This window comes from Pseudomonas sp. S2_E01 (genome assembly GCF_054668365.1).
Genome location: NZ_CP162762.1, coordinates 3,319,237 through 3,341,924, shown reverse-complemented (window position 1 = coordinate 3,341,924; position 22,688 = coordinate 3,319,237). Strand labels below are relative to the sequence as shown.

Annotated in this window: 22 protein-coding genes; 16 read left to right on the top strand and 6 right to left on the bottom strand. The window is 61.6% G+C overall.

All coding sequences use genetic code 11. The annotated features are described in order from the left end of the window. The first annotated feature begins 135 nt into the window (after positions 1 to 135). From AB4O36_RS15295 to AB4O36_RS15235, 13 genes are all read left to right on the top strand, one after another. Positions 136 to 666, top strand: coding sequence for a response regulator (locus AB4O36_RS15295; protein WP_460126536.1), 531 nt, complete (start codon positions 136 to 138; stop codon positions 664 to 666). Positions 667 to 749: 83 nt separating this feature from the next. Beyond that, entirely contained in the window at positions 750 to 2,456 is a 1,707-nt protein-coding gene (locus AB4O36_RS15290; RefSeq protein ID WP_460126534.1) for a GspE/PulE family protein, read from the top strand. Next, positions 2,437 to 3,240 (top strand): hypothetical protein, encoded by an 804-nt coding sequence (locus AB4O36_RS15285; protein ID WP_460139604.1) that lies wholly within the window; start codon positions 2,437 to 2,439, stop codon positions 3,238 to 3,240. The genes AB4O36_RS15290 and AB4O36_RS15285 overlap by 20 nt, the downstream gene beginning before the upstream one ends. Before the next feature lies 1 nt (position 3,241). After that, the gene (locus AB4O36_RS15280; protein WP_460139603.1) at positions 3,242 to 3,787 is read left to right on the top strand and encodes a PilN domain-containing protein; all 546 of its coding nucleotides are present in this window, start codon (positions 3,242 to 3,244) and stop codon (positions 3,785 to 3,787) included. After that, positions 3,774 to 4,322: a GspMb/PilO family protein gene (locus tag AB4O36_RS15275; RefSeq protein ID WP_460126528.1), complete on the top strand. Its 549-nt coding sequence runs from the start codon at positions 3,774 to 3,776 to the stop codon at positions 4,320 to 4,322. The genes AB4O36_RS15280 and AB4O36_RS15275 overlap by 14 nt, the downstream gene beginning before the upstream one ends. After that, complete coding sequence (locus AB4O36_RS15270; protein ID WP_460139602.1) at positions 4,322 to 4,840, top strand: hypothetical protein; 519 nt, start codon at positions 4,322 to 4,324, stop codon at positions 4,838 to 4,840. Before AB4O36_RS15275 ends, AB4O36_RS15270 begins: the two co-directional genes overlap by 1 nt. Beyond that, positions 4,837 to 6,681, top strand: coding sequence for a secretin N-terminal domain-containing protein (locus AB4O36_RS15265; RefSeq protein WP_460139601.1), 1,845 nt, complete (start codon positions 4,837 to 4,839; stop codon positions 6,679 to 6,681). The genes AB4O36_RS15270 and AB4O36_RS15265 overlap by 4 nt, the downstream gene beginning before the upstream one ends. Positions 6,682 to 6,683: 2 nt before the next feature. After that, on the top strand, positions 6,684 to 7,157 hold the full coding sequence (locus tag AB4O36_RS15260; RefSeq protein WP_460126522.1) for a type II secretion system protein: 474 nt from the start codon (positions 6,684 to 6,686) through the stop codon (positions 7,155 to 7,157). Positions 7,158 to 7,160: 3 nt separating this feature from the next. Further along, positions 7,161 to 7,535 carry a type II secretion system protein gene (locus AB4O36_RS15255; protein ID WP_460126521.1) on the top strand — a complete coding sequence of 125 codons (375 nt, stop codon included), beginning with the start codon at positions 7,161 to 7,163 and terminating at the stop codon, positions 7,533 to 7,535. Then, entirely contained in the window at positions 7,510 to 8,049 is a 540-nt protein-coding gene (locus AB4O36_RS15250; protein WP_460139600.1) for a type II secretion system protein, read from the top strand. The genes AB4O36_RS15255 and AB4O36_RS15250 overlap by 26 nt, the downstream gene beginning before the upstream one ends. Then, on the top strand, positions 8,046 to 8,435 hold the full coding sequence (gene csgE, locus AB4O36_RS15245) for a curli production assembly/transport protein CsgE (protein ID WP_460139599.1): 390 nt from the start codon (positions 8,046 to 8,048) through the stop codon (positions 8,433 to 8,435). Before AB4O36_RS15250 ends, csgE begins: the two co-directional genes overlap by 4 nt. After that, a complete protein-coding gene (locus AB4O36_RS15240) occupies positions 8,432 to 8,866 on the top strand; it encodes a curli assembly protein CsgF (protein WP_460139598.1) in 435 nt (144 codons plus the stop codon). Before csgE ends, AB4O36_RS15240 begins: the two co-directional genes overlap by 4 nt. A 29-nt stretch (positions 8,867 to 8,895) precedes the next feature. Continuing rightward, the gene (locus AB4O36_RS15235) at positions 8,896 to 9,753 is read left to right on the top strand and encodes a CsgG/HfaB family protein (protein WP_460126513.1); all 858 of its coding nucleotides are present in this window, start codon (positions 8,896 to 8,898) and stop codon (positions 9,751 to 9,753) included. Positions 9,754 to 10,057: 304 nt separating this feature from the next. Here AB4O36_RS15235 and AB4O36_RS15230 read toward each other — a convergent pair whose 3' ends face one another. The 6 genes from AB4O36_RS15230 to AB4O36_RS15205 all read right to left on the bottom strand — a co-directional run bounded on the left by AB4O36_RS15230 (position 10,058) and on the right by AB4O36_RS15205 (position 16,931). Further along, positions 10,058 to 10,420 carry a hypothetical protein gene (locus tag AB4O36_RS15230; protein ID WP_460126511.1) on the bottom strand — a complete coding sequence of 121 codons (363 nt, stop codon included), beginning with the start codon at positions 10,418 to 10,420 and terminating at the stop codon, positions 10,058 to 10,060. 304 nt (positions 10,421 to 10,724) lie between these two features. Continuing rightward, the gene (locus AB4O36_RS15225; protein WP_460126509.1) at positions 10,725 to 11,009 is read right to left on the bottom strand and encodes a hypothetical protein; all 285 of its coding nucleotides are present in this window, start codon (positions 11,007 to 11,009) and stop codon (positions 10,725 to 10,727) included. A gap of 287 nt (positions 11,010 to 11,296) precedes the next feature. Further along, positions 11,297 to 12,742 (bottom strand): curlin, encoded by a 1,446-nt coding sequence (locus tag AB4O36_RS15220; protein ID WP_460139597.1) that lies wholly within the window; start codon positions 12,740 to 12,742, stop codon positions 11,297 to 11,299. A 28-nt stretch (positions 12,743 to 12,770) separates the two neighbouring features. Next, positions 12,771 to 13,235, bottom strand: coding sequence for a curlin (locus AB4O36_RS15215; protein ID WP_460126506.1), 465 nt, complete (start codon positions 13,233 to 13,235; stop codon positions 12,771 to 12,773). A 58-nt stretch (positions 13,236 to 13,293) separates the two neighbouring features. Continuing rightward, positions 13,294 to 15,549: an Ig-like domain-containing protein gene (locus AB4O36_RS15210; RefSeq protein ID WP_460139596.1), complete on the bottom strand. Its 2,256-nt coding sequence runs from the start codon at positions 15,547 to 15,549 to the stop codon at positions 13,294 to 13,296. Between the two features lie 35 nt (positions 15,550 to 15,584). Next, positions 15,585 to 16,931 carry a hypothetical protein gene (locus AB4O36_RS15205; RefSeq protein ID WP_460139595.1) on the bottom strand — a complete coding sequence of 449 codons (1,347 nt, stop codon included), beginning with the start codon at positions 16,929 to 16,931 and terminating at the stop codon, positions 15,585 to 15,587. A 289-nt stretch (positions 16,932 to 17,220) separates the two neighbouring features. On the opposite strand from AB4O36_RS15205, the gene AB4O36_RS15200 reads away from it, so the two are divergent. The 3 genes from AB4O36_RS15200 to AB4O36_RS15190 all read left to right on the top strand — a co-directional run bounded on the left by AB4O36_RS15200 (position 17,221) and on the right by AB4O36_RS15190 (position 22,686). Then, complete coding sequence (locus AB4O36_RS15200; RefSeq protein WP_460139594.1) at positions 17,221 to 18,669, top strand: sensor histidine kinase; 1,449 nt, start codon at positions 17,221 to 17,223, stop codon at positions 18,667 to 18,669. 187 nt (positions 18,670 to 18,856) lie between these two features. After that, complete coding sequence (locus AB4O36_RS15195; RefSeq protein WP_460126501.1) at positions 18,857 to 21,658, top strand: multicopper oxidase domain-containing protein; 2,802 nt, start codon at positions 18,857 to 18,859, stop codon at positions 21,656 to 21,658. Further along, complete coding sequence (locus tag AB4O36_RS15190; RefSeq protein ID WP_460126499.1) at positions 21,655 to 22,686, top strand: SCO family protein; 1,032 nt, start codon at positions 21,655 to 21,657, stop codon at positions 22,684 to 22,686. Before AB4O36_RS15195 ends, AB4O36_RS15190 begins: the two co-directional genes overlap by 4 nt. The last annotated feature ends 2 nt before the right edge of the window (positions 22,687 to 22,688 follow it).

The following is a 22,688-nucleotide window of genomic DNA, read 5'->3' as shown; positions in this document are numbered from 1 at the left end:
TTATTCGAAGCAATTCAACGGGATACGGCGGTGAAATAACCGGCGCTCAGCCTGGCATGAAGTGTGCGTTAGCCCTATCAAGGCGCGCACTCCATCAGGCTCGGAAATCGGACCTGCGGTTTCAAGGAGTCCACCTTGTTAAACAAAGTACTGGTTGTTGAAGACGAACAGCTTCTTGCCCAAAACCTCAAGGATTACCTTCAGGTGCAGGAACTGGACGTTCGGATTGCCCATGACGGTGCGACGGGTATCGGCGAAGCCGAACAGTTTGCCCCCGATGTGGTGGTGTTCGATTACCGCTTGCCTGATATGGAAGGTTTTGAAGCGCTCGAAGCGATCCGCCAGAACAGGAATTGTCATTTTGTGTTGATCACCGGGCACCCGACCGCCGAAGTCTGCGAACGGGCGCACCAACTGGGAGTCAGCCATATCCTGTTCAAGCCGTTTCCGATGGCGGAACTGGCCCGAGCGGTGTGCGACCTTCTGGGCATGCAGCGCGAACCCAACATGGCGGTAAGTACATCCGAAGGTTTTGTCGAACGACGCCAGAGCAGGAAAGAGAGTTTCCCGCTGCAGTTGTACGACGGCAGTTGGGTGCTGGTGGATCGCCGACGAAGTTCGACCTCCAAGGCACCAGACGACGAACAATTGCTCACCGGGGAATAGTGGCGCGACAAGCCGTTCCGGTCACACCGTAATTGCTCGCCGCGTCGACAGGGCTCAAGGGCCCCGGCGTTGGAGAGCAAGCCATGGACCGTCTATCCCTTGCCGTCGAACCGGCGCAGTTGGAATGCCCGCCATCGCGTTTTTCCAGTGAGCAACTGGCCCAGGCCCGGACGCTGTCCGCCAGTTCCGGCGAGCGGATGCTCGAAGCCCTCGGGGTGTTGTGCGAACTGGCACCCATGCCCTTCATCCAGCGCCTGGGCGCGACGCTGCATTACCCGGTGCTCGACACCGACACCCTGTTTTCGGCCACCCCGGTGTTCGACCGGGTCACCCTGGCCCAATGCCTCAAGCGCGAATTCATCCTGCTGCGCCACGATGAAGCGGTCATCGGCGTGTTTGCCGACCCCTTCGACACCGCACGCCTGGCCTGGATCGACGACTGCCTGCACGGCGCGCCGTTGTACCTGGTGCATGCCGACGACCTGAAAGCCTACCTGGCGCGCCACGAAGAGAGCTTCCACGCCGTGGAGTCGCTCAACGCCCAGGCCGATGCCAACACGGAAACCGACACCCTGCAAAGCTTGTCGCTGACCAGCATCAGCGAGGACGCGAGCGTTGTGGTGAAACTGGTCAACTCGACCCTGTACGACGCGCTGAAAATGCACGCCAGTGACATTCACCTGGGCACCACCGGCAGCGGCCTGGTGATCAAGTACCGCATCGACGGTGTGCTCAACAATATCAGCAAGATCCAGGGCAACGAGTTTGCCGAACAGGTGATTTCGCGGGTCAAGGTCATGGCTGAACTGGACATCGGCGAGAAGCGCGTGCCCCAGGACGGTCGTTTCAAGATCGGCATCAATGGCCGCCAGATCGATTTCCGGGTGTCGATCATGCCAAGCATCTTCGGCGAGGACGCGGTCCTGCGGGTGCTGGATAAACAGGACCTGGCCGACAAGGTCTGCGGCGTGCAGTTGCAGGCCCTGGGCTTCGAAGAGGAAACCCTGCGCCAACTGCGCCGCCTGGCAGCCGAGCCCTACGGCATGGTGCTGGTGACCGGACCGACCGGGAGCGGCAAGACCACCACGCTGTACGCGATGATCACCGAGATCAACCACGGCGTGGACAAGATCATCACCATCGAAGACCCGGTGGAGTACCAGTTGCCGGGCGTGCTGCAAATCCCGGTCAACGAAAAAAAGGGCCTGACCTTCGCTCGGGGTTTGCGCTCGATCCTGCGCCATGACCCGGACAAGATCATGGTCGGTGAAATCCGTGACCCGGACACCGCGCAGATCGCCGTGCAATCGGCGCTCACCGGGCACCTGGTATTTACCACCATCCACGCCAACAACGTGTTCGACGTGATCGGTCGTTTCACCCAGATGGAAATCGACCCCTACAGCCTGGTGTCCGCGCTCAATGCGGTGCTGGCGCAACGTTTGATTCGACTGGTTTGCAGCAGCTGCAGCAGCCCCTACATCCCCGGCGTTGAAGAGCTGGAAGCCTCCGGCCTCGATGAGCAGCAGGCGGCTCGCTACCACTTCGTGCAGGGCAAGGGTTGCGGGCATTGCCGTGGCACCGGCTATCGCGGACGCAGCGCTATCGCCGAGTTGCTGCACCTGGACGACGAGTTGCGGCAGATGATCGTCGAGCGCCAGCCGATTGCGAAAATCAAGGCCCACGCCTGCAAACGTGGCTTGCGCCTGTTGCGTGAGTCAGCTCTGGAACTGGTGCAACAAGGCCGGACCACTCTCGAGGAGATCAATCGTGTCACTTTTATCTCGTGAGCGTTATGTCGCCGTCATCGGCGCCAGTGGTGTCGGCCTCGGCCAGCGCCGAGGCAGCGAAACCCTGTGGCTGGGCAGCGTCGGGTTCATCGACGAAGGCTTCAAGGCATGGGCCGTGGCGCTGGACACCCTCGACCACCTGCTGGCGGACCACACCCGCGCCGGTGCCGAGTTGAGCGTGGTGGTTTCCGGGCACTTCAGCCGGTTCTGCCTGGTGCCCTGGAGCGAGCAGATCAGCAGCCCAAGCGAATTGCTCGGCTTTGCGCAACTGTGTTTCGAAGACCTCTACGGCGCGCCCAGCCAAGCCTGGAACCTGGTGATCTCGGCGGGACCGGCCGGCCATGACCGCATCGCCAGCGCCTTGCCCGAAGACCTGCTGACTCGGCTGCGCACCCTGGTCCGTGCCCGAAGTCTGCGCCTGCGCTCGGTGCAGCCCTATCTGATGGCGGCGTTCAATCATTTCGACAAAAGCCTGGCCGGTGGCGACTTCCTGTTCGTGGTCGCTGAACCGGTGCGCAGTGTGTTGCTGCTGCATCGCGAGCAGCGCTGGAGCTCGGTGCGCTCGGTGGGCAGCAGCGACAGCGACGCCGCGTTGACCGCACTGATTGCCCGTGAATGCCAGTTGCAGGCGTGCACGAGTGAGCGGCCGCTGAGCGTCTATCTGCATGCCCCGGCCCGCGTCGACGTACAACCGGACTTGCCCGACGTGCAGTTGCGCACCCTCGAAGAAGGCCGGACACCCGTACGCGATTGCCTGTACGTCATGTCCCGGGCGGTGGCCTGAGATGCGCACTCTTAATCTGGACTTTCAACCACGCCGGCGCTCGGGTCCGTTGGGCTGGACCCTGCTGGTGCTGGGCGGCGTGCTGGCGCTGAGCTGCCTGGTGATCTCGCAGCACCTGGGTGAACAGGTCGAGCAACAGCAAGGCCATCTGCAAACCACCCAGCGCGTGCTGACCGGCGATAACGGAACCAGGGTCAGCCTGACCCCGGCCGAGACCCGAGAACAGGCGCAGAACCTGGCCGAGATGCGCAAGGTTTCGCAGCAGTTGCGCCGGCCCTGGGAAAGCCTGTTCGCCATGCTGGAGACCATGCCGCGCACCGACATCGCCTTGCTGACCCTGACCCCCGACGCGCGCAAGGGCCAGGTGCGGATCAGCGCCGAGGCGAAAGACCTGGAGGCGATGCTGGATTTCCACCGCAACCTTGAAGCCAGTGACGAGCTGTCCGATGTGTCGCTGCTCAGCCACGAAATCGTGGCCAACGTGCCGGAACATCCGGTGCAATTCAACCTGTCGGCTACCTGGGAGATTGGCGATGCGAATCCCTAGACTGATCGTCCACGAATACCTGCACGGTCTGGGCGTTCCGGGCCTGGCCGGGGCGGTGTTGCTGCTATTGGCGCTGGGGTACGGCCTGCTGGGCCTGCTGCCGCACTGGCAGTCGTTGCAACAGCTCAGCGTGCAAACCCAGGAAGCGCGCGAGTATCTGGCCAGGGTCGAGGAGGGGAGTATTGCGGCCCCGGTGGTGCCGCAACGGCAACTCGATGACTTTCGCAGCAAGCTGCCGGCGCAGCCCCAGGCCACTGTCGCCATCGACAGGATCTACGCGCTGGCAGCGCAGGAACGCATCACCCTGGCCCGTGGTGAATATTCCCTGGGCGTCGACCCCAAGACCCATCTGGCGCGCTACCAGATCCTGCTGCCGGTGCGGGGCAGCTACCCGCAACTTCGGCGCTTCCTGCACGCCTTGCTGGGCCAGTTGCCGGCAGTGGTGGTGGAGGACGTGGAGTTCCAGCGCAAGAAAATCGCTGACACCGACCTGACCGGACGGATCCGCCTGACCCTTTATCTGTCGAGGTCATGATGAGTACCAAGCGCGCAGCAGGTTGGGCAGGTTTCCTGGGCGTCGCAGCGGCGCTGGCCTGGTTGCCCGGATACTGGATGCCGGCCGAGGAGGGCGATGAAACGCTCGCGGTGACCGCTACGACTGCCAGCGGCAATCCCCGTGTTGCCTCGCCGGACGCCACAGGCAAGCACAAAGCGGCGGTGATCAAGGACTTGAGCCCGGCAGGTGACCTGTTCACCGCCCGCAGCTGGAAGGCCGCACCCACCCTGGCCAGTGTGGTCGAGCAGCCCGTCAACATGACCCCGGTGGTGCAGGCCCCCACTGTACCGCCGATGCCGTTCCAGTTCGTTGGCCGGCTGGATGACCGTTCCGATCTGCAGGTGTTTTTGCAGAGCGGCGAAAAAATATACGTCGTACGCAAAGGGGATGTGATCGACGACACCTGGCGGCTCGAAGGCATTACCGATGCCGAGCTGAACCTGGTCTACCTGCCGATGCATTTGTCCCAGACCTTGTCTGTGGGGAGCGCGCTATGAACACAATCCGTTCGCTGATGAGCCTTGGCCTTTACGTTGCGCTGGCCGCGTGCAGTTCCGCGCAAGTGGCCAACAAGGAAGCTGCCGACTTGATCGACCAAGGGCAGTACGAAGCCGGACTGGCGCGGATCCAGGAAGGGCTGCGGGAAAACCCACGTGACACCGAACTGCACATGGCGCTCAACACCCAGCGGGTCAAGGCCATCAACGCGTTGCTGACCGACGCCGACACCGATCGCGCCCGCCGTGACTTCGCCTCGGCCCGCACCAGCTACAGCCGGGTGTTGACCATTGAGCCGAACAATCGCCGCGCCCAGGACTCCCTGCGCCAGCTCGAATACCTGCGCAGCATGGACGAAAAACTTGAACTGGCCCGTGGCGATCTGCGTCGCGGCGACATTTACGGCGCCGATCGCCAGGTCAAACAGATCCTCGAGCTTGACCCGCAAAACGCCGGTGCCCTGGAACTGCAAGGCAACATCCGCCTGGTGCAGAGCCGCAACGTCATCCAGTACCCCCAGTTGCGCACTCGCCTGGATCGGCCGGTGACCCTGGAGTTTCGCGATGCCAATCTGAAAACCATTTTTGAAGTGCTGTCCCAGGTCGCCGGCCTCAATTTCATCTTCGACAAGGACCTGCGTCCGGACATGAAAGCCACGATCTTCGTGCGTGACGTGCGCATCGAGGACGCCGTGGAACTGCTGCTGCAACAGAACCAGTTGCATCAGAAAGTGGTGAACGAAAATACCCTGCTGATCTACCCGGACTCACCGCAGAAGCTCAAGGATTACCAGGAACTGGTGATGCGCACCTTCTACCTGACCAGCATTGACGCCAACACCGCGCTGAACATGGTCAAGACCATGCTCAAGACCCGCGATGTGTTCGTCGACGAACGCCTTAACACCTTGACCATGCGCGACACCGAGGACGCGATCCGCATGGCCGAAAAACTCCTGCAGTCCCAAGATCAGTCCAACCCTGAAGTGGTGCTTGAAGTGGAGGTGATGGAAGTCGCCACTCAACGGATTCTCGACCTCGGCCTGCAATGGCCCAACACCTTTGGCGTAATCAACAGCGACGGCTCGCCGGTGACCTTGCTCGATCAGCTCAAGGGCATCGACTCCAGCCGGATCACCATCAACCCGTCGCCCCAGGCCAAGATCAACGCCCAGGACAACGATATCAACACCCTGGCCAGCCCGACCATCCGCGTGAGCAACCGCGAACAGGCTCGCATCCACATCGGCCAGCGTGTGCCGATCATCAGCGCCACCTCAGTGCCGTCCACCCAGGGACCGGTAATCACTGAAAGCGTGACTTACCTGGACGTCGGTCTGAAACTGGAAGTGCAGCCCACTGTGCACCTGAACAACGAAGTGGCGATCAAGATCGCCCTCGAAGTCAGTAACGCCACGCCTCTGGAACCGACCCGCCAGGGCACGATTCCGGTCCAGGTCGACACCCGCAACGCGCAGACCACCCTGCGTCTTCACGACGGCGAAACCCAGATTCTGGCCGGCCTGATGCGCAACGACCACGGCGCCACCGGCAACAAGATCCCGGGCCTGGGCGACATCCCGGGGCTGGGCCGGTTGTTCGGCAGCAACAAGGATAACGTCAGCAAATCCGAGCTGGTGCTGTCGATCACTCCACGCGTGGTGCGCAACCTGCCGTATCAGAGCCCATCGGACATGGAGTTCACCACTGGCACTGAAACCAGCATGCACATCCAGGCGCCGGATCGCGGCATGCAGACGACCGTGACCACAGGCCCCGCGGATCGACTCGACCGCCCCGTGGCAGCGACCTCGACCCAAGTCTTTATCGAGAAGCCTTGATCATGAACGCCTCGCAACGCGGTTTTACCCTGGTCGAAGTGGTGGTGACGCTGGCGCTGATCGGCATGCTCGCGAGCATGGCTGCGCCGCTGACCGAGACCGTGGTACGCCGTGGCAAGGAACAGGAGTTACGGTCCGCGCTGTATCAGATCCGCGATGCCATCGACGCCTACAAGCGTGCCTTTGACGCCGGCTATATCGAGAAGTCGCTGAACAGCAGCGGTTATCCACCAAACCTCAAGGTACTGGTGGACGGCGTGCGCGATGTGCGCAGCGCCAAGGGCGCCAAGTTCTACTTCCTGCGCCGTATTCCCCGCGACCCGCTGGCCACGGTCAAACGCGACGATGAAGGTGGCTGGGGTGTGCGCAGCTATGACAGCTCGGCGCAGAACCCCCGCGAAGGCGAAGACATCTTTGATGTGTATTCGAAGGCCCGCGGCAAGGGTCTCAACGGCATTGCGTATCGGGAGTGGTGAATCATGCGTCGGCAGAAGGGTTTTACCTTGCTGGAACTGATGGTGGTCATGGCAATCATCGCCACCCTGATGACCATCGCCATGCCCCGTTATTTCAACAGCCTGGAAACCTCCAAGGAAACCACCTTGCGCCAGAGCCTGGCGGCGATGCGCGAAGCGTTGGATCACTACTACGGCGACACGGGGCGCTATCCCGACTCGCTTGATCAACTGGTGGAGCAGCGTTATCTGCGCAACCCGCCGATGGACCCGATTGCCGAGCGCAAGGACGTCTGGGTGCTGGTCGCGCCGCCGGATGGCGTGCAGGGCGGGGTCGCCGATATCAAAAGCGGTGCCACAGGGAGGGCGCGTGATGGCAGCCTTTATTCCGAGTGGTAAGCCTGCCGGCGAAAGCGGCTTCACGTACCTGGGCGTGTTGTTTCTGGTCATGGTAATGGGGATGGGCCTGGCCAGTGCCGCCGAGTTGTGGTCCACCGCGTCGCGTCGCGACCGCGAGCGCCAGTTGCTGTGGGTCGGCACCCAGTACGCCCAGGCCTTGCGCAGTTACTACCGATCCTCGCCTGGGCTGGCGCAGTACCCAAAAGCCCTTGAGGACCTGTTGCAGGACGAGCGTTTTCCCAACCCCAAGCATCATTTGCGGCAGCTCTACCCGGACCCGGTCACCGGTGGCGAATGGGTCCTGATGCGCGGTTTTGACGGGCGCATCACCGGCCTGACGAGCGCCTCCACGGACACGCCGTTGAAGCAGGACAATTTCCCCACCCAGTGGTCGGACTTCGCGGGTATGGCGAGCTACAAGGACTGGCAGTTCGTCGCCGAGAAAGCCTTCCTCGACGGCGCAGCAGGCGCCGGCAAGGGCCAGGCCAAATCGCCACAGGGGTTGCAGCCATGAACTGGTTTTGCCTGGCGCTGATCATGATGCTGGCGAGTGCCGCCGCCCCGGCCGGCGAAGAAGACGAAATGATGGGCTTCATCGTCGATGACACGATCTCGCACATCGGCCACGACTTTTACTACTCGTTCAGTGAACGCCTGCGTGCCACCAGCCCGATGGATTTCAACCTGGTGGTGCGCGAACGACCTTCGGCGCGATGGGGCGCCCTGGTCACCGTGGAATTTCAGCAGCGCCTGGTTTACCGGCGGTTCCTGCCGCCGAACACCGTGGAACTCAAGGAAGAGGCGTACGACGCCGCCGACTGGGTACGCGGGCAGATCGTCCAGCGCAAGCTGGAAGCCATGTTGCAGGACACAACGGACCTTGAGAGGGACGAATTATGAAAACAACAAACTTCTCGCAACGTTCAGCGCTTTCACGGGCCGGCCTTTGCCTGCTCGGGCTTGCAGGTTGCAGCCTGGCGCACGCCACGGAACTGGTCTACACGCCCATCAACCCGTCGTTTGGCGGCAACCCGTTGAACGGCACCTGGTTGCTCAACAATGCCCAGGCGCAGAACGACTACGACGATCCCGACTTGAAAAAACGCACTTCGGCGGCCGGCACATCGGCATTGGAGCGTTTCTCCAGCCAGTTGCAATCACGTCTGCTCGGGCAACTGCTGGACAACATCTCAGCGGGCAACACCGGAAGCCTGACCACCGACGCTTTCATCGTCAACGTCATCGACGACTCCGGGCAACTGACCATCGAGGTGACGGACAGGGCCACGGGTGAAGTCTCGGAAATCAAGGTGAGTGGCCTGGCCCCTTGATGGGGTGTGCTTGATGGGGAGTGATGGACATGAAAAAAATAATAGTGCTAGGGCTGATATTGGCGGCATTACAAGGGTGCAGTCTGCGTGAGCCGATCGGCGCCGAACAGGACACCGAAACCCCGACGCTCACCCCAAGGGCGTCCACTTACTACGACCTGATCAACATGCCGCGCCCCAAGGGGAGGCTGATGGCGGTGGTGTATGGTTTCCGCGACCAGACCGGACAATACAAACCGACCCCGGCCAGCTCGTTTTCCACCAGCGTGACCCAGGGCGCGGCGAGCATGCTGATGGACGCGTTGCAGGCCAGCGGCTGGTTCGTGGTGCTCGAGCGCGAAGGGCTGCAGAACCTGTTGACCGAGCGCAAGATCATCCGCGCCTCGCAGAAAAAGCCCAACACCCCGGTGAACATCCAGGCGGAACTGCCACCGTTGCAAGCGGCGAACATGATGCTCGAAGGCGGGATCATCGCCTACGACACCAACGTCAAGAGCGGCGGTGAAGGGGCGCGTTACCTGGGCATCGACATCTCCCGCGAATATCGCGTGGACCAGGTCACCGTCAACCTGCGCGCCGTGGACGTGCGCAGCGGCCAGGTGCTGGCGAACGTCATGACCAGCAAGACCATCTACTCGGTCGGCCGCAGTGCCGGAGTGTTCAAGTTCATCGAGTTCAAGAAACTGCTCGAGGCCGAAGTCGGCTATACCACCAACGAACCGGCGCAATTGTGTGTGCTGTCGGCGATTGAAGCGGCGGTGGGGCATTTGCTGGCCCAGGGGATCGAGCGGCATTTGTGGCAGGTGGCGGGGGACAACTCGGTGCAGAATGAAACGCTGGATCGGTACCTGACGCAGAACAAAGTCGTGCCCGAAGAGGAGGAATGACCGAGGCGGCCCGATCACCCCTGTGGGAGCGGGCTTGCTCGCGATGGCGGCTTTCGACCTAGTACATATCCATTTCTGCGGTAACGGCCGCTTATGGTTCCGCTCTTACCGCGGGTCACATTGAGCCCCTGTAGGAGCGAGCTTGCTCGCGATGGTAGCCCAGGCACCGCGGGCATCCAGGCAGCCAGCGTCATCGTTAACGACGATCGCGAGCAAGCTCGCTCCTACAGGCCCCCCGGCACGTACAAAAAAGCCCGGCTGTTCAGGCAGGGCTTTTTGTTGGGTGTTGCGCGGGGGCCATGCTTCATACGGCACGGCGTTCGATCAGACGATCCGAGCCACCCTCGGCTACACGGCGTTCGATCAGACGATCCGAGCCACCCTCGGCTACACGGCGTTCGATCAGACGGTCCGAACCACCTTCAGCAACGCGACGTTCGATCAAACGATCCGAACCACCTTCAGCCACACGGCGTTCGATCAGACGGTCAGAGCCACCTTCAGCAACGCGACGTTCGATCAGACGATCCGAACCACCTTCAGCCACACGGCGTTCGATCAAGCGATCCGAACCACCTTCGGCAACCACCGGGTGAGCGGCGGTAGCGGCAAAAGCGTTAACTGCGAAAACCGAGAATGCGATGCTGAGAAGAGTTTGGCGTTTCATGATCGTGTGCTCCAAGGGGTGTAGTTGTTTGGTATGGAGCTGATGTTACGCCGCACAATTTTTATGAGAACTTCATTGAGCTGATGGTAACTATCGACGCCGATAATGCCCGCGCCAACCACATCCCCCTGTAGGAGCGAGCATGCTCGCGATGGAGGCCCAGACACCGTTGGGTGTCAGGCAGCCAGCGTCATCGTTAACGACCATCGCGAGCAAGCTCGCTCCTACAGGACCCCCGGCACGTACAAAAAAGCCCGGCTGATTAGGCCGGGCTTTTTGTTGGGCGTTGCGGTTGAGCCATGCTTCATACGGCACGGCGTTCGATCAGACGATCTGAGCCACCTTCGGCTACGCGGCGTTCGATCAGACGGTCAGAGCCACCTTCAGCCACACGGCGTTCGATCAGACGGTCAGAGCCACCTTCAGCTACGCGGCGTTCGATCAGACGGTCGGAACCACCTTCAGCCACACGACGCTCGATCAGACGATCCGAACCACCTTCGGCAACCACCGGGTGAGCGGCGGTAGCGGCAAAAGCGTTAACTGCGAAAACCGAGAAAGCGATGCTGAGAAGAGTTTGGCGTTTCATGATGGTGTGCTCCGGGGTGTTATTGGTTGGTATGGAGCTGATGTTACGCCGCAGATTTTTTATGAGAACTTCATTCAAATGATGGTAACTATCGACGCCAATAATGCCCGCACCAACCACCCCCCTGTAGGAGCGAGCTTGCTCGCGATGGTAGCCCAGGCACCGCGGGCATCCAGGCAGCCAGCGTCATCGTTAACGACGATCGCGAGCAAGCTCGCTCCTACAGGGCCCCCAGACGAAAAAAAACCGCGACCCTCACCAGGGTCGCGGTTTTCCTTGCCTCGCGCTCACTGCTGCATCACGGTCGCCCGGTTATCCATCCCCATCTGTTGAACGGTTGCCATCTGCGTCGTACCGCTCTGGTCGACGTTGGCAGTGTTGCCGGTGCCGCCCTGGGTGACGTACGCCACGTTCATGGTATCGGCCTGTTTGACGGTGATCATGTTGTCGTCGCCGCTCTGGCTGGTGTAGGCCTCGTTGCCGGTGCCCGATTGGGTGAAGTTGGTGGTGTTGTTCATGCCGTTGCTGTTGCCCATGGCCAGGTTGGCAGTGCCGCGCTGGTCGGCGACGAGGATGTTGTCGGTGCCGTTCTGCTCGAAGTACAGCTCGTTGAAGCTGTCAGCCTGGACGACTGTGGTCTTGTTGCCAGATCCTCCCTGGAAGGTGGTCATGATATTGCTGACGCCGTCCTGGGCGAAGTTGGCGGTGTTGCCGTTGCCGTTCTGGTTGACGGTGGCGCGCTGGTTGCTGCCGAACTGGCCGCCTTTTTGCGGGCCTTTCCAGTTGCTGGCGTAGACCTTGTTGTCGTTACCCACCGAGGTCGCCGTGAGCGAATGACCGTCGCCGTTCTGATAGGTGAAGTGCACATTGCCCACGCCGGTCTGGTACAGCGCCAGGCTGGAGCCAATGGACTCGAACTGGTCGGCATAGATGGCGTTGAGGTCACCGACCTGGAACACCTGGGCGACGTTGTTTTCCCCAAAGCTCTGGTCGACCACGGTTTCGTTGCTCACGCCCGACTGGTTGACGGTGGCCTGGCTGGCGAGCTGGGTGTCCTGCCAGACTTCGGTGCCGTTGCCGTCACCGAACTGGTTGATGGTCAGAGTGCCGCCTTCGCCGTTGCGCTGGTCGCCGTAGGCGTAGTTGGTGCTGCCCGCCTGGTTGATGTTGATCTGGCCGCCATTGTGGAAGACCTGTTCGGCGGTACCGTAGTTGCCGCTGCCGTACTGGATGATCACCGCATTGTTGGCGGTGCCGAGCTGGATCTGCTCGATGTTGGCGTCATTGCCGTCACCGAACTGGTAGGTCTGGCCACTGGTGCCTTCCTGACTGTCCTGATAGACGAACGAGAAGTTGCCGGTGCCTTCCTGCTGCTGCAGCACTTCGCCGCCACCGACGCCGATCGACTGGCTGGCATGGGCGGTGTTGAAGGCGCCGGTCTGCTGCTGGGTGATCTTGCTGTTGTCCTCGAACAACTGCTCGGCGTAACCGGCGTTGTAGTCGCCGACCTGGTTCTGCTCGATGGTGCCGGTGGCCGTGTCCTGCACGGCAGCGGCGTCGTTGCCTTGGCCCAGTTGCTGTTGGGTCGCGGAGCTGAACGAGGCCTTGGTCTGCTTGACGTCGGCAACGTTGGCGGTACCGTTCTGGTTCTGGGTGGACTGGCTGTCGTCGGCCATGGCCTGGGCACTGACCATGACCAGGATGGCGGCGGTAAGGGGCGTCAGTTTGAACATGATGAAACCTCCAGGATGATGCAGTGCTTTAGCGGTATTGTTTGACCGAAACGCTCATGCCATTTCCCGACTGGTTCACGGCGCTGGAAAGCCCCGTGCCGGCCTGGTCGATGCTGGCGTCGTTGTTATTGCCGTTTTGGGAAATCTGCGCGCGGTTCTGGCTGCCGGTCTGGGTGATCGAAGCGGCATTGCCATAACCTTGCTGGGTGATCATCGCCATCAGGTCGCTGCCTTGCTGCAGGATGAACGCTTCCTGATTGCTGCCCGACTGGACGATGGTGCCGAGCAACGACTGGCCGTTCTGTTGCACCAACGCCACGTTGGCCTGGCCGTTCTGGTTGATCAGTGCCTGTTGGCCAATGGGCGTCGGTAACTCGCCCAGATCGGCACCGGGGCCCAGATCGTCGTTTTCCATCAAATCGTCGGCGCCGCTCGCGCCTGCGCCGCTGCAAAGCAGAAGCAGGCAGAGCAGGGCGGCGGTTGACGTTTTCATGGTCTTGTCCTTTTGAGTGAAAGGGCCCCATCAGCCGGGTGGCCGATGGGGCGCGGGCTCAGTTGGAGATCACTTGCACGGTGCGCACGGTGCCTTGGGACGAGGTGATGGTGGCGGTCGGGTTGGCCGACGGGACCACTGTTGTCGTGTTGTTCACCGTCAGCCGCCAGCGCCCGGTCACCGGCACCGTGGTGGTGCCCAGTGTTTGCAGCCCGGTCGGGGTAGTGACCTGGATGGTGATGGTGTTGCCGGTGGTCACCGATGAGGTCCCGCTGAGGTCCCAGGTGAAGCGGTTGTTGGAGCGTGCGGTCACGGTGGCCGCCGTCACGGCAAAGGTTTCTGCCGCTGGCCGTGGCGAGACTTGCACGGTTACCGTCGCCGGGGCTGTCGACACGGCGCCGAAGCTGTCCCGCGCGAAGTAGGTGAAGGTTGTGGTGAAGGCGGTAGTCACGGTCGCCGGTGGGTTATAGGTCAGGACCGTGCCATTGCTGGTGACGGTGCCTCGGCCTGCTGCCGGTTGAGTGAAACTGGCCACCCCGAGCGGCAGGTTGCCTTCCGGATCGGTGTCGTTGGTCAACACGTTGATCGGCACGGACACACCCAGGGTCGCGATGCTGTCAGCCACGGCCGTTGGCGCCTGGTTCGGTGCCACGGTGATGGTCACGGTCGCGGCCGTGGTGGAAGCCAGGCCTTTGACGTCTTGCGCCTTGTAGGTGAAGGTCGTGGTCAGTGGCGAATTGACCACTGCCGGTGGGGTGTAGACCACCGCAGTGGTGCCGCTCAGCGTCACGGTACCTTGCCCGGTTTCCGGTTGGGTCAGCGCGGTGATGGCCAGCGGCGTGTTGCCGTCCGGGTCGCTGTCGTTGGTCAACAGGTTGAGGGTGATCGGCACGCCGAAGCTGGTGCTGCCGCTGTCCGCGTTGGCGATCGGCGCCTGGTTCTCGCCGCTGTCCGGCGCGGTGCCGACCACCACGACGGGTTCGGTGTCGCTGCCGCCGGCCGAGGATTTGATCGTCACGGTGGCCGGTGGTTGAGTCAGGTCGGCGACGGTGAGTTTCTGCAATAGGCCTTGTTTCGACAAGCGTCCGAAACCTTGGGCAACCATGTCAGGCACGTTCACTTCATCGGTGGACGTGGCTTCAATGACCAGGCTGTGATTGCTCCAGTTGTAGCGTGCGGTCTGGACTTTCACGACGTCAGTGACTTTGCTCGAGACCGCCGTTGGCCGGGTGGTTGCGTCGCCCGGGGTGTTGGCGGTGAGCACCACCACTGGCGGCACGTTGCCGTTGCTGATGAGGTGCTGGGCGAAGTACTGGCCGCGTCCGTCGCCGATCATGTTGACCAGGCAAGGTGATGGAGGCGCGCCGGGAATCAGTGTCACGCTTTCGCGGAAGCACAGGCTCGAACTGTTGGGCGATTTGCCAAAGACTTCCACCTGGGTGCTGCTACTGCCAGGGCCGGTGGACTTGCGTCGATAGGTGGCACGACCGATTTCCACCGGTGTCTGTGTCCGGCTGTCGAGAATTTTGCCGGAGACGGTAAACGCCGAGGTCTCGATGGTGCCCGCCGGCCCTTGGATACGCAGAAAATTGGTGCCGAAGGGGCTGCCGGTGACCGCCTCGGAGATGTTCGGATCGCCGATGAACGTGTCCATGGTGCCGGTGTCCGGGTTGAGCTCGGGGTAAGGCCCGCCAACGCCGCGCAGGAAAGGCCCGACTTCACCCGTGAGCGCACCGGAGAAGTTGCCCGGTGCGCCGATGCCGACGTCGCGGGTGACATTGATGACCCGCCGGCCAGGCGTCGGCACATTGATCGTTTCCTTGCCGTAGGGGTGAGTGATCACATAGGTCCCGGCGATGGGAATGTTCACGCGAATGCGAATCCGCGCGAAGCTGGCCTGATCGCCATCGATCGGGTTTTCCGCCGTGAAGGCTGCTTCGACCCCCGCCACGTAGGCGTCCACGCCGTAACCGCCGACATCGGCGATGGTGGTTTCTGCGAGGAACCAGAAAGCCTCCGGTGGCCAGTTGTCCGGGAACACCATGGGCTGAGTGTCGTCGAAAATCCCCGGTTCCGGATTAAGGATGCACATGTAGGCCGGTGCGCCGGGTGCACCTGGGGCCCGGGAGCTCGTCGCTCGTGACTGGCACAATTCCAGCGACAGTTCAGTATTGTCCTGATACCACATGGGGAATTTCCCCGTGGCGAAGGTGTAAGGGCCGGGGTCGACGGCGGCGAGTTGAGCGAACGCAGTGCCGGAGAGCGAGATTGTCAGCCCCAGAGCGTTGAGTGCGAAGCGTGGCCACTTGTTCATGATGCCTCCTGATGCGGATCTGGGCATGAGTGCGTTCATTGCACGATGACCACGTCTTCGATATCGACGCCGCCATTGGCGGACGTCACTTGCACCTTGGCCGGTGGAATCGGCGTGATGTTGGTCGACAGGGTTTTCTCAGGACCGCTACCACTCAATGCACCGATGGCCACCCCGGTGCCGGAGGTGGCGGTCAACACCGGTGGCGAAGTTTCGTCGCTGCTGGAAGCAACGATGGTGAGCTGGCCGTTGCTGAGCTTGTATTCGGCTTGTGTGATCACCACCAGGTCGGTCAGCGTTGCGGACCGCGTGGTCGCTGTGCTGGTGGGAATGGCCAGGTGGTTGTCCGCCGTGACCGACAGGCTGGTTGGCAGCGTCGGGTTGGTGGCGGACTGGGCATACCAATGGCCGGTGGTGTCGGCCTCGGTCAGGTTGAGCACCGGCGTGTTGCTGTCCAGCTTCACGGTGGCTGGTGGCGGCGGGGCCAGCACGAACACATCCTGCTGAGCCACCGGGGCACTGCTGCCAGCCTTGCGTGAGTAAGTGCTGCGTTCGGTGATCAGCGGGGTCGGCCGGGCGACCGTCGACAACTTGCCGGATATGGCCAGGACCGTGGTGCGCAGGTCCAGGCCGTTGGGGCCTTCGATGCGAATGTAGTTGGTGTTGAAGGGGCTGCCGGTGAAGGTCTCTTCCAGGTTCGGATCGCCGACAAATTGCTCGACTGCCTGGGTTTCGGGATTGGTCTCGGTGTAAGGGCCGTTGGTGCTGCGCAGGAATGGGCCGATATCACTTTTGAGCGCGCCGTCATAGGTTTTCGGCGAGCCGATACCGATGTCGCGGGTCATGTTGATTGCTTTGCGGCCGGCGACAGGCACGTCGAATATGTCGACGCCATAGGGGTGAGTGATCGTGTAGATACCCGGGGTGGGCACGTCGACGCGAATCCGGATACGGCCGAAGCTGATCTGGTCGCCTTCCTTGGGATCGCCGCCGGAGAAGGCAGCTTCCAGGGCGCTGACGTACGTCAGGTCGATGCCGCGCGCAGCGTCGACGATGGAGCCGTCACCGGTGAACCAGAACGCTTCGTCAGGGAAGTTATCCGGAAATACCATCGGCTTGGTGTCGTCGAAAATCCCGGGGTTGGGACTCAGCAGGCACATGTAGGCAGGCGTGCCCGCCACGACAGGGGCCCTGGAACTGACAGCCTTGGTCAGGCACAGGTCGAGGGTACGACCGTGGGTGTCCTGATACCAGGCGGCAAAGTTGCCGGTGGGAAGCGTATAGGGACCTTGGTCGACAGCAAACAACGCGGCCTGGGCAGAGCCTTGGGCCAGTGCACTCACGATCACGGCGATCGCGGTTTTGGACAGTAAAGGGTGCATGAGTTTTCCCTCTATCGAAGACCTGCCCCCGGGGGTTGGGTCAGTTGAGGGGGCTTCGGCAACTTCCATACCAACAACGTGAAAGTGTCAGGAGAGGCCCGTAGTAGTCGGGTATTGGGGGTGAGAAGGCCTGACGCGGCCAAGCAGGGAACGGGCGAGTTTCCCCAGGATTGGGGTAAGGATGGGGATGCCCCTTCTGTAGGCGCGAGGGATGCCAATCCCCAGTACCGGGCAAAAATGTGGCCATGGGCTATAACCAAAAGGGGGAAGTGGTCAGGAAGCAGTGCCCATGAACATGCCAACACAAACCCTCCAGAATCAGGAGGGTGATGTCCTTCTGCGCTCGCGTAAGCAGCCATTCAATCTGTTGCGCTGGTTCTCGCTGATCAGCATGGCGGTGATCGGCACCGTGGCGATTGCGCTGGGTGCGGTCTCCACCAAGTTCGTGATTACCGAGAGTATTCAACGCGATGCGTTGCTCACCTCGCAGTTCATCCGGGCGATTGCCTCGGCGGAGGTGCGCCACGTCTCGATCCCCCATGTGCGCACCATGGGTGACTTGCTCGACCCACGCCAGGATCGCAACTTTCCTGAAATCGACCCGTTGGCCCGCGCCGATGCCCGGGGGGAATTCCTCGATCATATCGCCCACTTGCCCGACGTGATCCTGGCCAACATCTACGCCCCCGATCGTATGGTGATCTGGTCGACCAACCCGGCGCTGATGGGCACCACCATCGAAGCCGATGAAGACCTGGACCATGCCTTCGAATTCAAGACACCGGTGTCCGCCAGTTACCACGATGTCGACAAGGCGCGCATGGAGCAGAAGTTCACTTCACCCCCTGAATACATCTTCATCGAGAATTACATTCCACTGTTCGACGCCGAGGGCAAAACCGTCACGGCGATGGTCGAGATCTACAAGGAACCCAAGGACCTGATCGAACGCATGCAGCGCGGACTGGTGCTGATCTGGCTGGCGACAGCCCTGGGGGGCGGGCTGATTTACTTGGGGTTGTACTGGATCGTGCGACGCGCAGCGATGCAACTGGCGGCACAACAAAAGCAACTGATTACCAACGAAACCTTCGTGGCCCTGGGCGAGATGTCATCGGCGGTGGCCCATAGCTTGCGTAATCCCCTGGCGACCATCCGCTCGAGCGCCGAGCTGGCACTGGAGTTCGACAGCGGGCCGGCGCACAAGAACATCAATGACATCATTGGCCAGGTCGACCGCATGTCGAAATGGGTGCGCGAACTGCTGCAATCCCTGCGTCCTTTGCACGATGAACCGGAGCCCGTGAACCTGGTGGCCGTCTTGCAAGAAAGCCTCAAGGCGTTCGAGCAGCAGATCGCCAGGGCTTGCGTGAACGTGGTGTTCGAGCCGCAGCAAATGCCAATGGTGGTGAGCCAGCCGATGCAGTTGGCGCAGATCCTCAACAGCCTGATCGCCAATGCACTCGAAGCGATGGACAAGGGCGGGACGCTAACGGTTACCCTGGAATCGAGACATCCCCGCCGTGTGAAAGTCGCCCTTCGCGACACCGGTAAGGGTATGAGCGAGGAGCAGCGCAAAATGGCCTTCCGCCCGTTTTTCACCACCAAGCAGGGCGGGCTCGGCGTTGGGCTGGTGCTGGTCAAGCGGATCATGGAGCGCTGCGGCGGTTCGGTCAGATTGGAAAGCCGTGAAGGCGAGGGCACGTGTGTCCGTCTGTCGTTCAAGCGCTTTCCCTGAAAATGGGGATGAACTTTCCCCGGTAGCGGGTGTCATTCCCCACCCCGATCGGCACCGGTATGGCACATTGATGCTGATAAGCCATTGTTTTGCGGGGTGTTAACACTTTCGTATTAAGTTGTTACAAATTTGGCCGATTCCTTGCAAAACCACCAGTACCCCCTTCATGACTTCGAGGCGGCTGGTGATGAACACGAAAGCCCGTTATCCCTTCAAATGGCTCCTGACGCCTTTGAGCGTTGTCCTCACAATGACGCTGGGCACGGCGACGCTGCGCGCCAGCCCGATCGATGACGAGCGACAGCCAGAACCGACAGACCCTTCGGCGTACTACGACGAACCGGCCGACGAGCCCGCGGCTCTAAACGCCATCCTGACCATGCCGGAGGCCAACGAAGACTCCTTCGATCTGCCCGATGGCGTCAAAGGCAGCCGCGACACCACGCGCCAGGAAAACATCCTGCCGCCGACGGTGCAGACCAGTTTCAACTATCCCACCAACGGGAAGCCCAGCCCGTTGTTCGGCGCGTTGCCTTTCACTCAGCAACTGGCGCTGTTCGAGGAGTTCGGCCCGGAGAAACTCGACCCCACCACACCGTCGGCGCCCTTGCCATTCCCCGCAGCAGCCATCGGCCCGTTGCCGCAACAGGACCCTACCAGCGTTGCCCGCAGCGCACCGCCCAGCGCCGCTCTCGATGCCTTCATGCGCCAACCGGGGCTGACACCATTCCCCAGCCAGTTCTCCAATGTGGTGGATCGCAACCCGTGGCAGGCGCAGATCGAGTACTTCCTCAACCGCCGCATCGGCTCCTCGGCCGAAGGTCGTCCACCAGGAAAGGGCTGGTCGCATCAACGCTGGAACGAGTTCTACCCGCAAACAGCCTACAAGACCGTACAGACCGGGATCAGGACCAACACCGGCTGGCGTGACAGTCATCAGATGCATGGTTACGCCGTGGGGGAGTTCGGCCCTGGTGGCCTCTATCACAACGTCGCCGGCATCCCCGCCACGGACGGCACCGCCAAGGGTGTCGAAGCGCGGATTCACCCGAACATGCCGGTGCAAAATCACAACTCGGTGTGGACCTTCGACGGCACCTTGCCGCCCAAACTGTTGATGGTGCGCTATGGCCAACCGGTGCTGATGCGTCACTACAACGGCTTGCCCATCGACCCCTCGGCCAACATGGGCTTTGGCCTGCACACCATCAGCACTCATGAACACAACGGCCACGCCCCCGCGGAAAGCGACGGGTATGCCAACGCGTTCTTTTTTCCGGGCCAGTATTACGACTATCGCTGGCCGATCCAGCTGGCCGGTTACGACAGCATCAACACCAAGGCCGAAGACCCCCGCGCGGCGTTCCCCTGTGCGCCAGGTGAAACCCTGTGGACCAACGACCTGACCCCCAGCCTCAAGACCTGCGACCACGGCACCATCAAGATCCGTGGTGACTGGCGCGAGACCATGAGCACCCACTGGTTCCACGACCACATGCTCGATTTCACCGCGCAGAATGTCTACAAGGGCAACGCGGCGATGATGAACTACTACAGCGCCCTGGATCGTGGCAACGAATCGGTCAACGACGGTGTCAACCTGCGCCTGCCCAGCGGCAGCGCCTTGCCGTGGGGCAATCGCGACTACGACATCAATCTGCTGTTCGCCGACAAGGCGTGGGATCAGAGCGGCCAATTGTGGTTCAACCCGTTCAACACCGACGGGTTCCTCGGTGACGAGGTGCTGGTCAACTGGCAGTGGAAACCGACCCTGGATGTGCGCGCCCGCAGTTATCGGTTCCGCATCCTCAATGGTTCAGTGTCACGTTATTTCAAGCTGGCGCTGGTGCGTGAGATCAAGGGTAGCAGTGGCGAATTCCAGGGACCGAAAAACTCCGGTGTGTCCTACGCCCGCGTGCCGTTCCACATGATTGCCAACGACGGCAACATCATGGAGCACGCCGTCCCGTTCGATGGCAGCATGGATCTGGACGCCGACGGCGATAAGCAGAATCACAACGCGATCCTGCCGACACAAGGTATCGCCGAGCGCTTTGACATCATCGTCAACTTCGCGAAAAACGGTATCAAGCCTGGAGACAAACTGTTCTTCGTCAACCTGCAAGCCCACGACGATGGCAAGGGTCCCAAAGACGTGATCCCGCTGGCCGACCTGCTCTCCGAGAAATATCTGGCGGTGATCAAGCAAACCAGCAAGGGACCGCAGTGGGACAGGGGGGACCCGGCCGTCGGCAAGGTGCTGCAACTCAACGTCAAGGCCTACACCGGTCAGGACCTGGCCATGGACCCGGCGGCCTATGAACCGGCCAAGCCCGGCAAGGCCGAAGGCCTGGTGATGATTCCGCTGAAAATCCATCGCGACAACGTCGCCGACAAGCAATTGCTGGCCAACGCACGCCACCGTACCTTCACCTTCGGCCGCTCCGACGGCACCGATGAAGCACCATGGACAGTCAAGACCGATGGCGGGTTCGGCTTTCACATGGACCCTCGTCGGCTGAACACCGCCACCAAGCTGGCCAGCGGTCCGACCGATGCAGGCGTTGCGGGTTTCGGCACCCTTGAGGTCTGGAACATCAAGGCCGGCGGGACAGGCTGGAGCCACCCGGTGCATGTGCATTTCGAGGAGGGCATCATCCTCAGCCGTGGCGGCAAGGCTCCACCGGAATGGGAAAAATGGGCGCGCAAGGACGTGTACCGCATTGGCTCGGAAAAAGACGGCCTGGACAGCGTCGAGATGGCGATCAATTTCCGCGAATTCGCCGGGACCTACATGGAGCATTGTCACAACACCCAGCATGAGGACAACTCGATGCTGCTGCGCTGGGACATTGAGAAGCCGGGGCAATTCCAGTTGATGCCAACACCGCTGCCGAGCTGGGATGGCGTGCGCTACGTCAACTCCGCTGCGCTGCCAACCTTCCGCAATGGCGATGGCTTCGGCCCGCAAGTACAGGTGAAAAAATGAACCGGGCCGGCGCCGACAGCGCGCTGCCGACGCCGCGCGCCCGCGCCCTGGGCATGCACCTGATTCTGGTGCTGGTCACCTGCCTGCTCGCCGCCAGGGCGTTGGTCGCCCATGACGGCGTGCTGGCGCCGCCGGAATCGACGACCCCCTGGGGCGGCAACTACTTTCCCAACACCCTGCTGACCGACCAGGACGGTCGGCAGGTGCGTTTTTTCGATGACCTGATCAAAGACAAAGTGGTGGTGATCAATTTCATCTTCACCTCATGCAGTGATTCATGTCCGCTGGAGACGGCGCGCTTGCGCCAGGTGCAAAAGTTGCTGGGGGATCGAGTGGGCAAGGACATCTTCTTCTACTCGATCAGCATCGACCCGTTGAGCGATACCCCCGAGGTGCTCAAGGCCTATGCGCAACGCTTCAAGGTCGGGCCGGGCTGGCAGTTCCTCACCGGCGAGTTCGAGGCCGTCACCGACTTGCGCAAAAAACTGGGGTTGTTTATCGAGGGCGTCGACAACGGTCGCAACAAGGACCACAACCTGAGCCTGATTGTCGGCAACCAGCAAACCGGGCGCTGGATGAAGGCCTCGCCGTTTGAGAATCCGTGGATTCTCGCCGATCAACTGGCCAACACCTTGCAAAACTGGAAGCAGGCCAGCTCGGAAGAGAGTTACGTCAATGCTCCGGAAATCCGCGCGCCAAGCAACGGTGAAGAATTGTTTCGTACGCGTTGTGCGTCGTGCCACAGCCTCGGCCCGCAGGACGGACAAGGCATCGGTATGCGCAACATCGGCCCGGACCTGGTCGGCGTGACCCGTCAGCGTGAGCTGGCCTGGCTCAACCGCTGGATACGTGAACCGGACCGCATGCTCGCCGACAAGGACCCGATCGCCACGCAGCTTTTCGAACGGTTCGACCGGGTCCCGATGCCCAACCTGCGCCTGGATGAACAGTCGGCGCAGTCCATTATCGAGTTCCTGCAGGAGGAAACCGAGCGCCAGCAACCGTTGCAGGCGGCTCAGGTGCAATAGCG

What these genes read in the sequence shown, in the direction of transcription:
- AB4O36_RS15240 (WP_460139598.1), top strand. Translation starts at nt 8,432, where the DNA reads ATGAAAACAACAAACTTCTCGCAACGTTCAGCGCTTTCACGGGCCGGC.
- AB4O36_RS15235 (WP_460126513.1), top strand. Translation starts at nt 8,896, where the DNA reads ATGAAAAAAATAATAGTGCTAGGGCTGATATTGGCGGCATTACAAGGG.
- csgE (WP_460139599.1), top strand. Translation starts at nt 8,046, where the DNA reads ATGAACTGGTTTTGCCTGGCGCTGATCATGATGCTGGCGAGTGCCGCC.
- AB4O36_RS15290 (WP_460126534.1), top strand. Translation starts at nt 750, where the DNA reads ATGGACCGTCTATCCCTTGCCGTCGAACCGGCGCAGTTGGAATGCCCG.
- AB4O36_RS15275 (WP_460126528.1), top strand. Translation starts at nt 3,774, where the DNA reads ATGCGAATCCCTAGACTGATCGTCCACGAATACCTGCACGGTCTGGGC.
- AB4O36_RS15230 (WP_460126511.1), bottom strand. Translation starts at nt 10,420, where the DNA reads ATGAAACGCCAAACTCTTCTCAGCATCGCATTCTCGGTTTTCGCAGTT.
- AB4O36_RS15210 (WP_460139596.1), bottom strand. Translation starts at nt 15,549, where the DNA reads ATGAACAAGTGGCCACGCTTCGCACTCAACGCTCTGGGGCTGACAATC.
- AB4O36_RS15255 (WP_460126521.1), top strand. Translation starts at nt 7,161, where the DNA reads ATGCGTCGGCAGAAGGGTTTTACCTTGCTGGAACTGATGGTGGTCATG.
- AB4O36_RS15280 (WP_460139603.1), top strand. Translation starts at nt 3,242, where the DNA reads ATGCGCACTCTTAATCTGGACTTTCAACCACGCCGGCGCTCGGGTCCG.
- AB4O36_RS15200 (WP_460139594.1), top strand. Translation starts at nt 17,221, where the DNA reads ATGAACATGCCAACACAAACCCTCCAGAATCAGGAGGGTGATGTCCTT.
- AB4O36_RS15220 (WP_460139597.1), bottom strand. Translation starts at nt 12,742, where the DNA reads ATGTTCAAACTGACGCCCCTTACCGCCGCCATCCTGGTCATGGTCAGT.
- AB4O36_RS15225 (WP_460126509.1), bottom strand. Translation starts at nt 11,009, where the DNA reads ATGAAACGCCAAACTCTTCTCAGCATCGCTTTCTCGGTTTTCGCAGTT.
- AB4O36_RS15250 (WP_460139600.1), top strand. Translation starts at nt 7,510, where the DNA reads ATGGCAGCCTTTATTCCGAGTGGTAAGCCTGCCGGCGAAAGCGGCTTC.
- AB4O36_RS15260 (WP_460126522.1), top strand. Translation starts at nt 6,684, where the DNA reads ATGAACGCCTCGCAACGCGGTTTTACCCTGGTCGAAGTGGTGGTGACG.
- AB4O36_RS15215 (WP_460126506.1), bottom strand. Translation starts at nt 13,235, where the DNA reads ATGAAAACGTCAACCGCCGCCCTGCTCTGCCTGCTTCTGCTTTGCAGC.
- AB4O36_RS15195 (WP_460126501.1), top strand. Translation starts at nt 18,857, where the DNA reads ATGAACACGAAAGCCCGTTATCCCTTCAAATGGCTCCTGACGCCTTTG.
- AB4O36_RS15205 (WP_460139595.1), bottom strand. Translation starts at nt 16,931, where the DNA reads ATGCACCCTTTACTGTCCAAAACCGCGATCGCCGTGATCGTGAGTGCA.
- AB4O36_RS15190 (WP_460126499.1), top strand. Translation starts at nt 21,655, where the DNA reads ATGAACCGGGCCGGCGCCGACAGCGCGCTGCCGACGCCGCGCGCCCGC.
- AB4O36_RS15270 (WP_460139602.1), top strand. Translation starts at nt 4,322, where the DNA reads ATGAGTACCAAGCGCGCAGCAGGTTGGGCAGGTTTCCTGGGCGTCGCA.
- AB4O36_RS15265 (WP_460139601.1), top strand. Translation starts at nt 4,837, where the DNA reads ATGAACACAATCCGTTCGCTGATGAGCCTTGGCCTTTACGTTGCGCTG.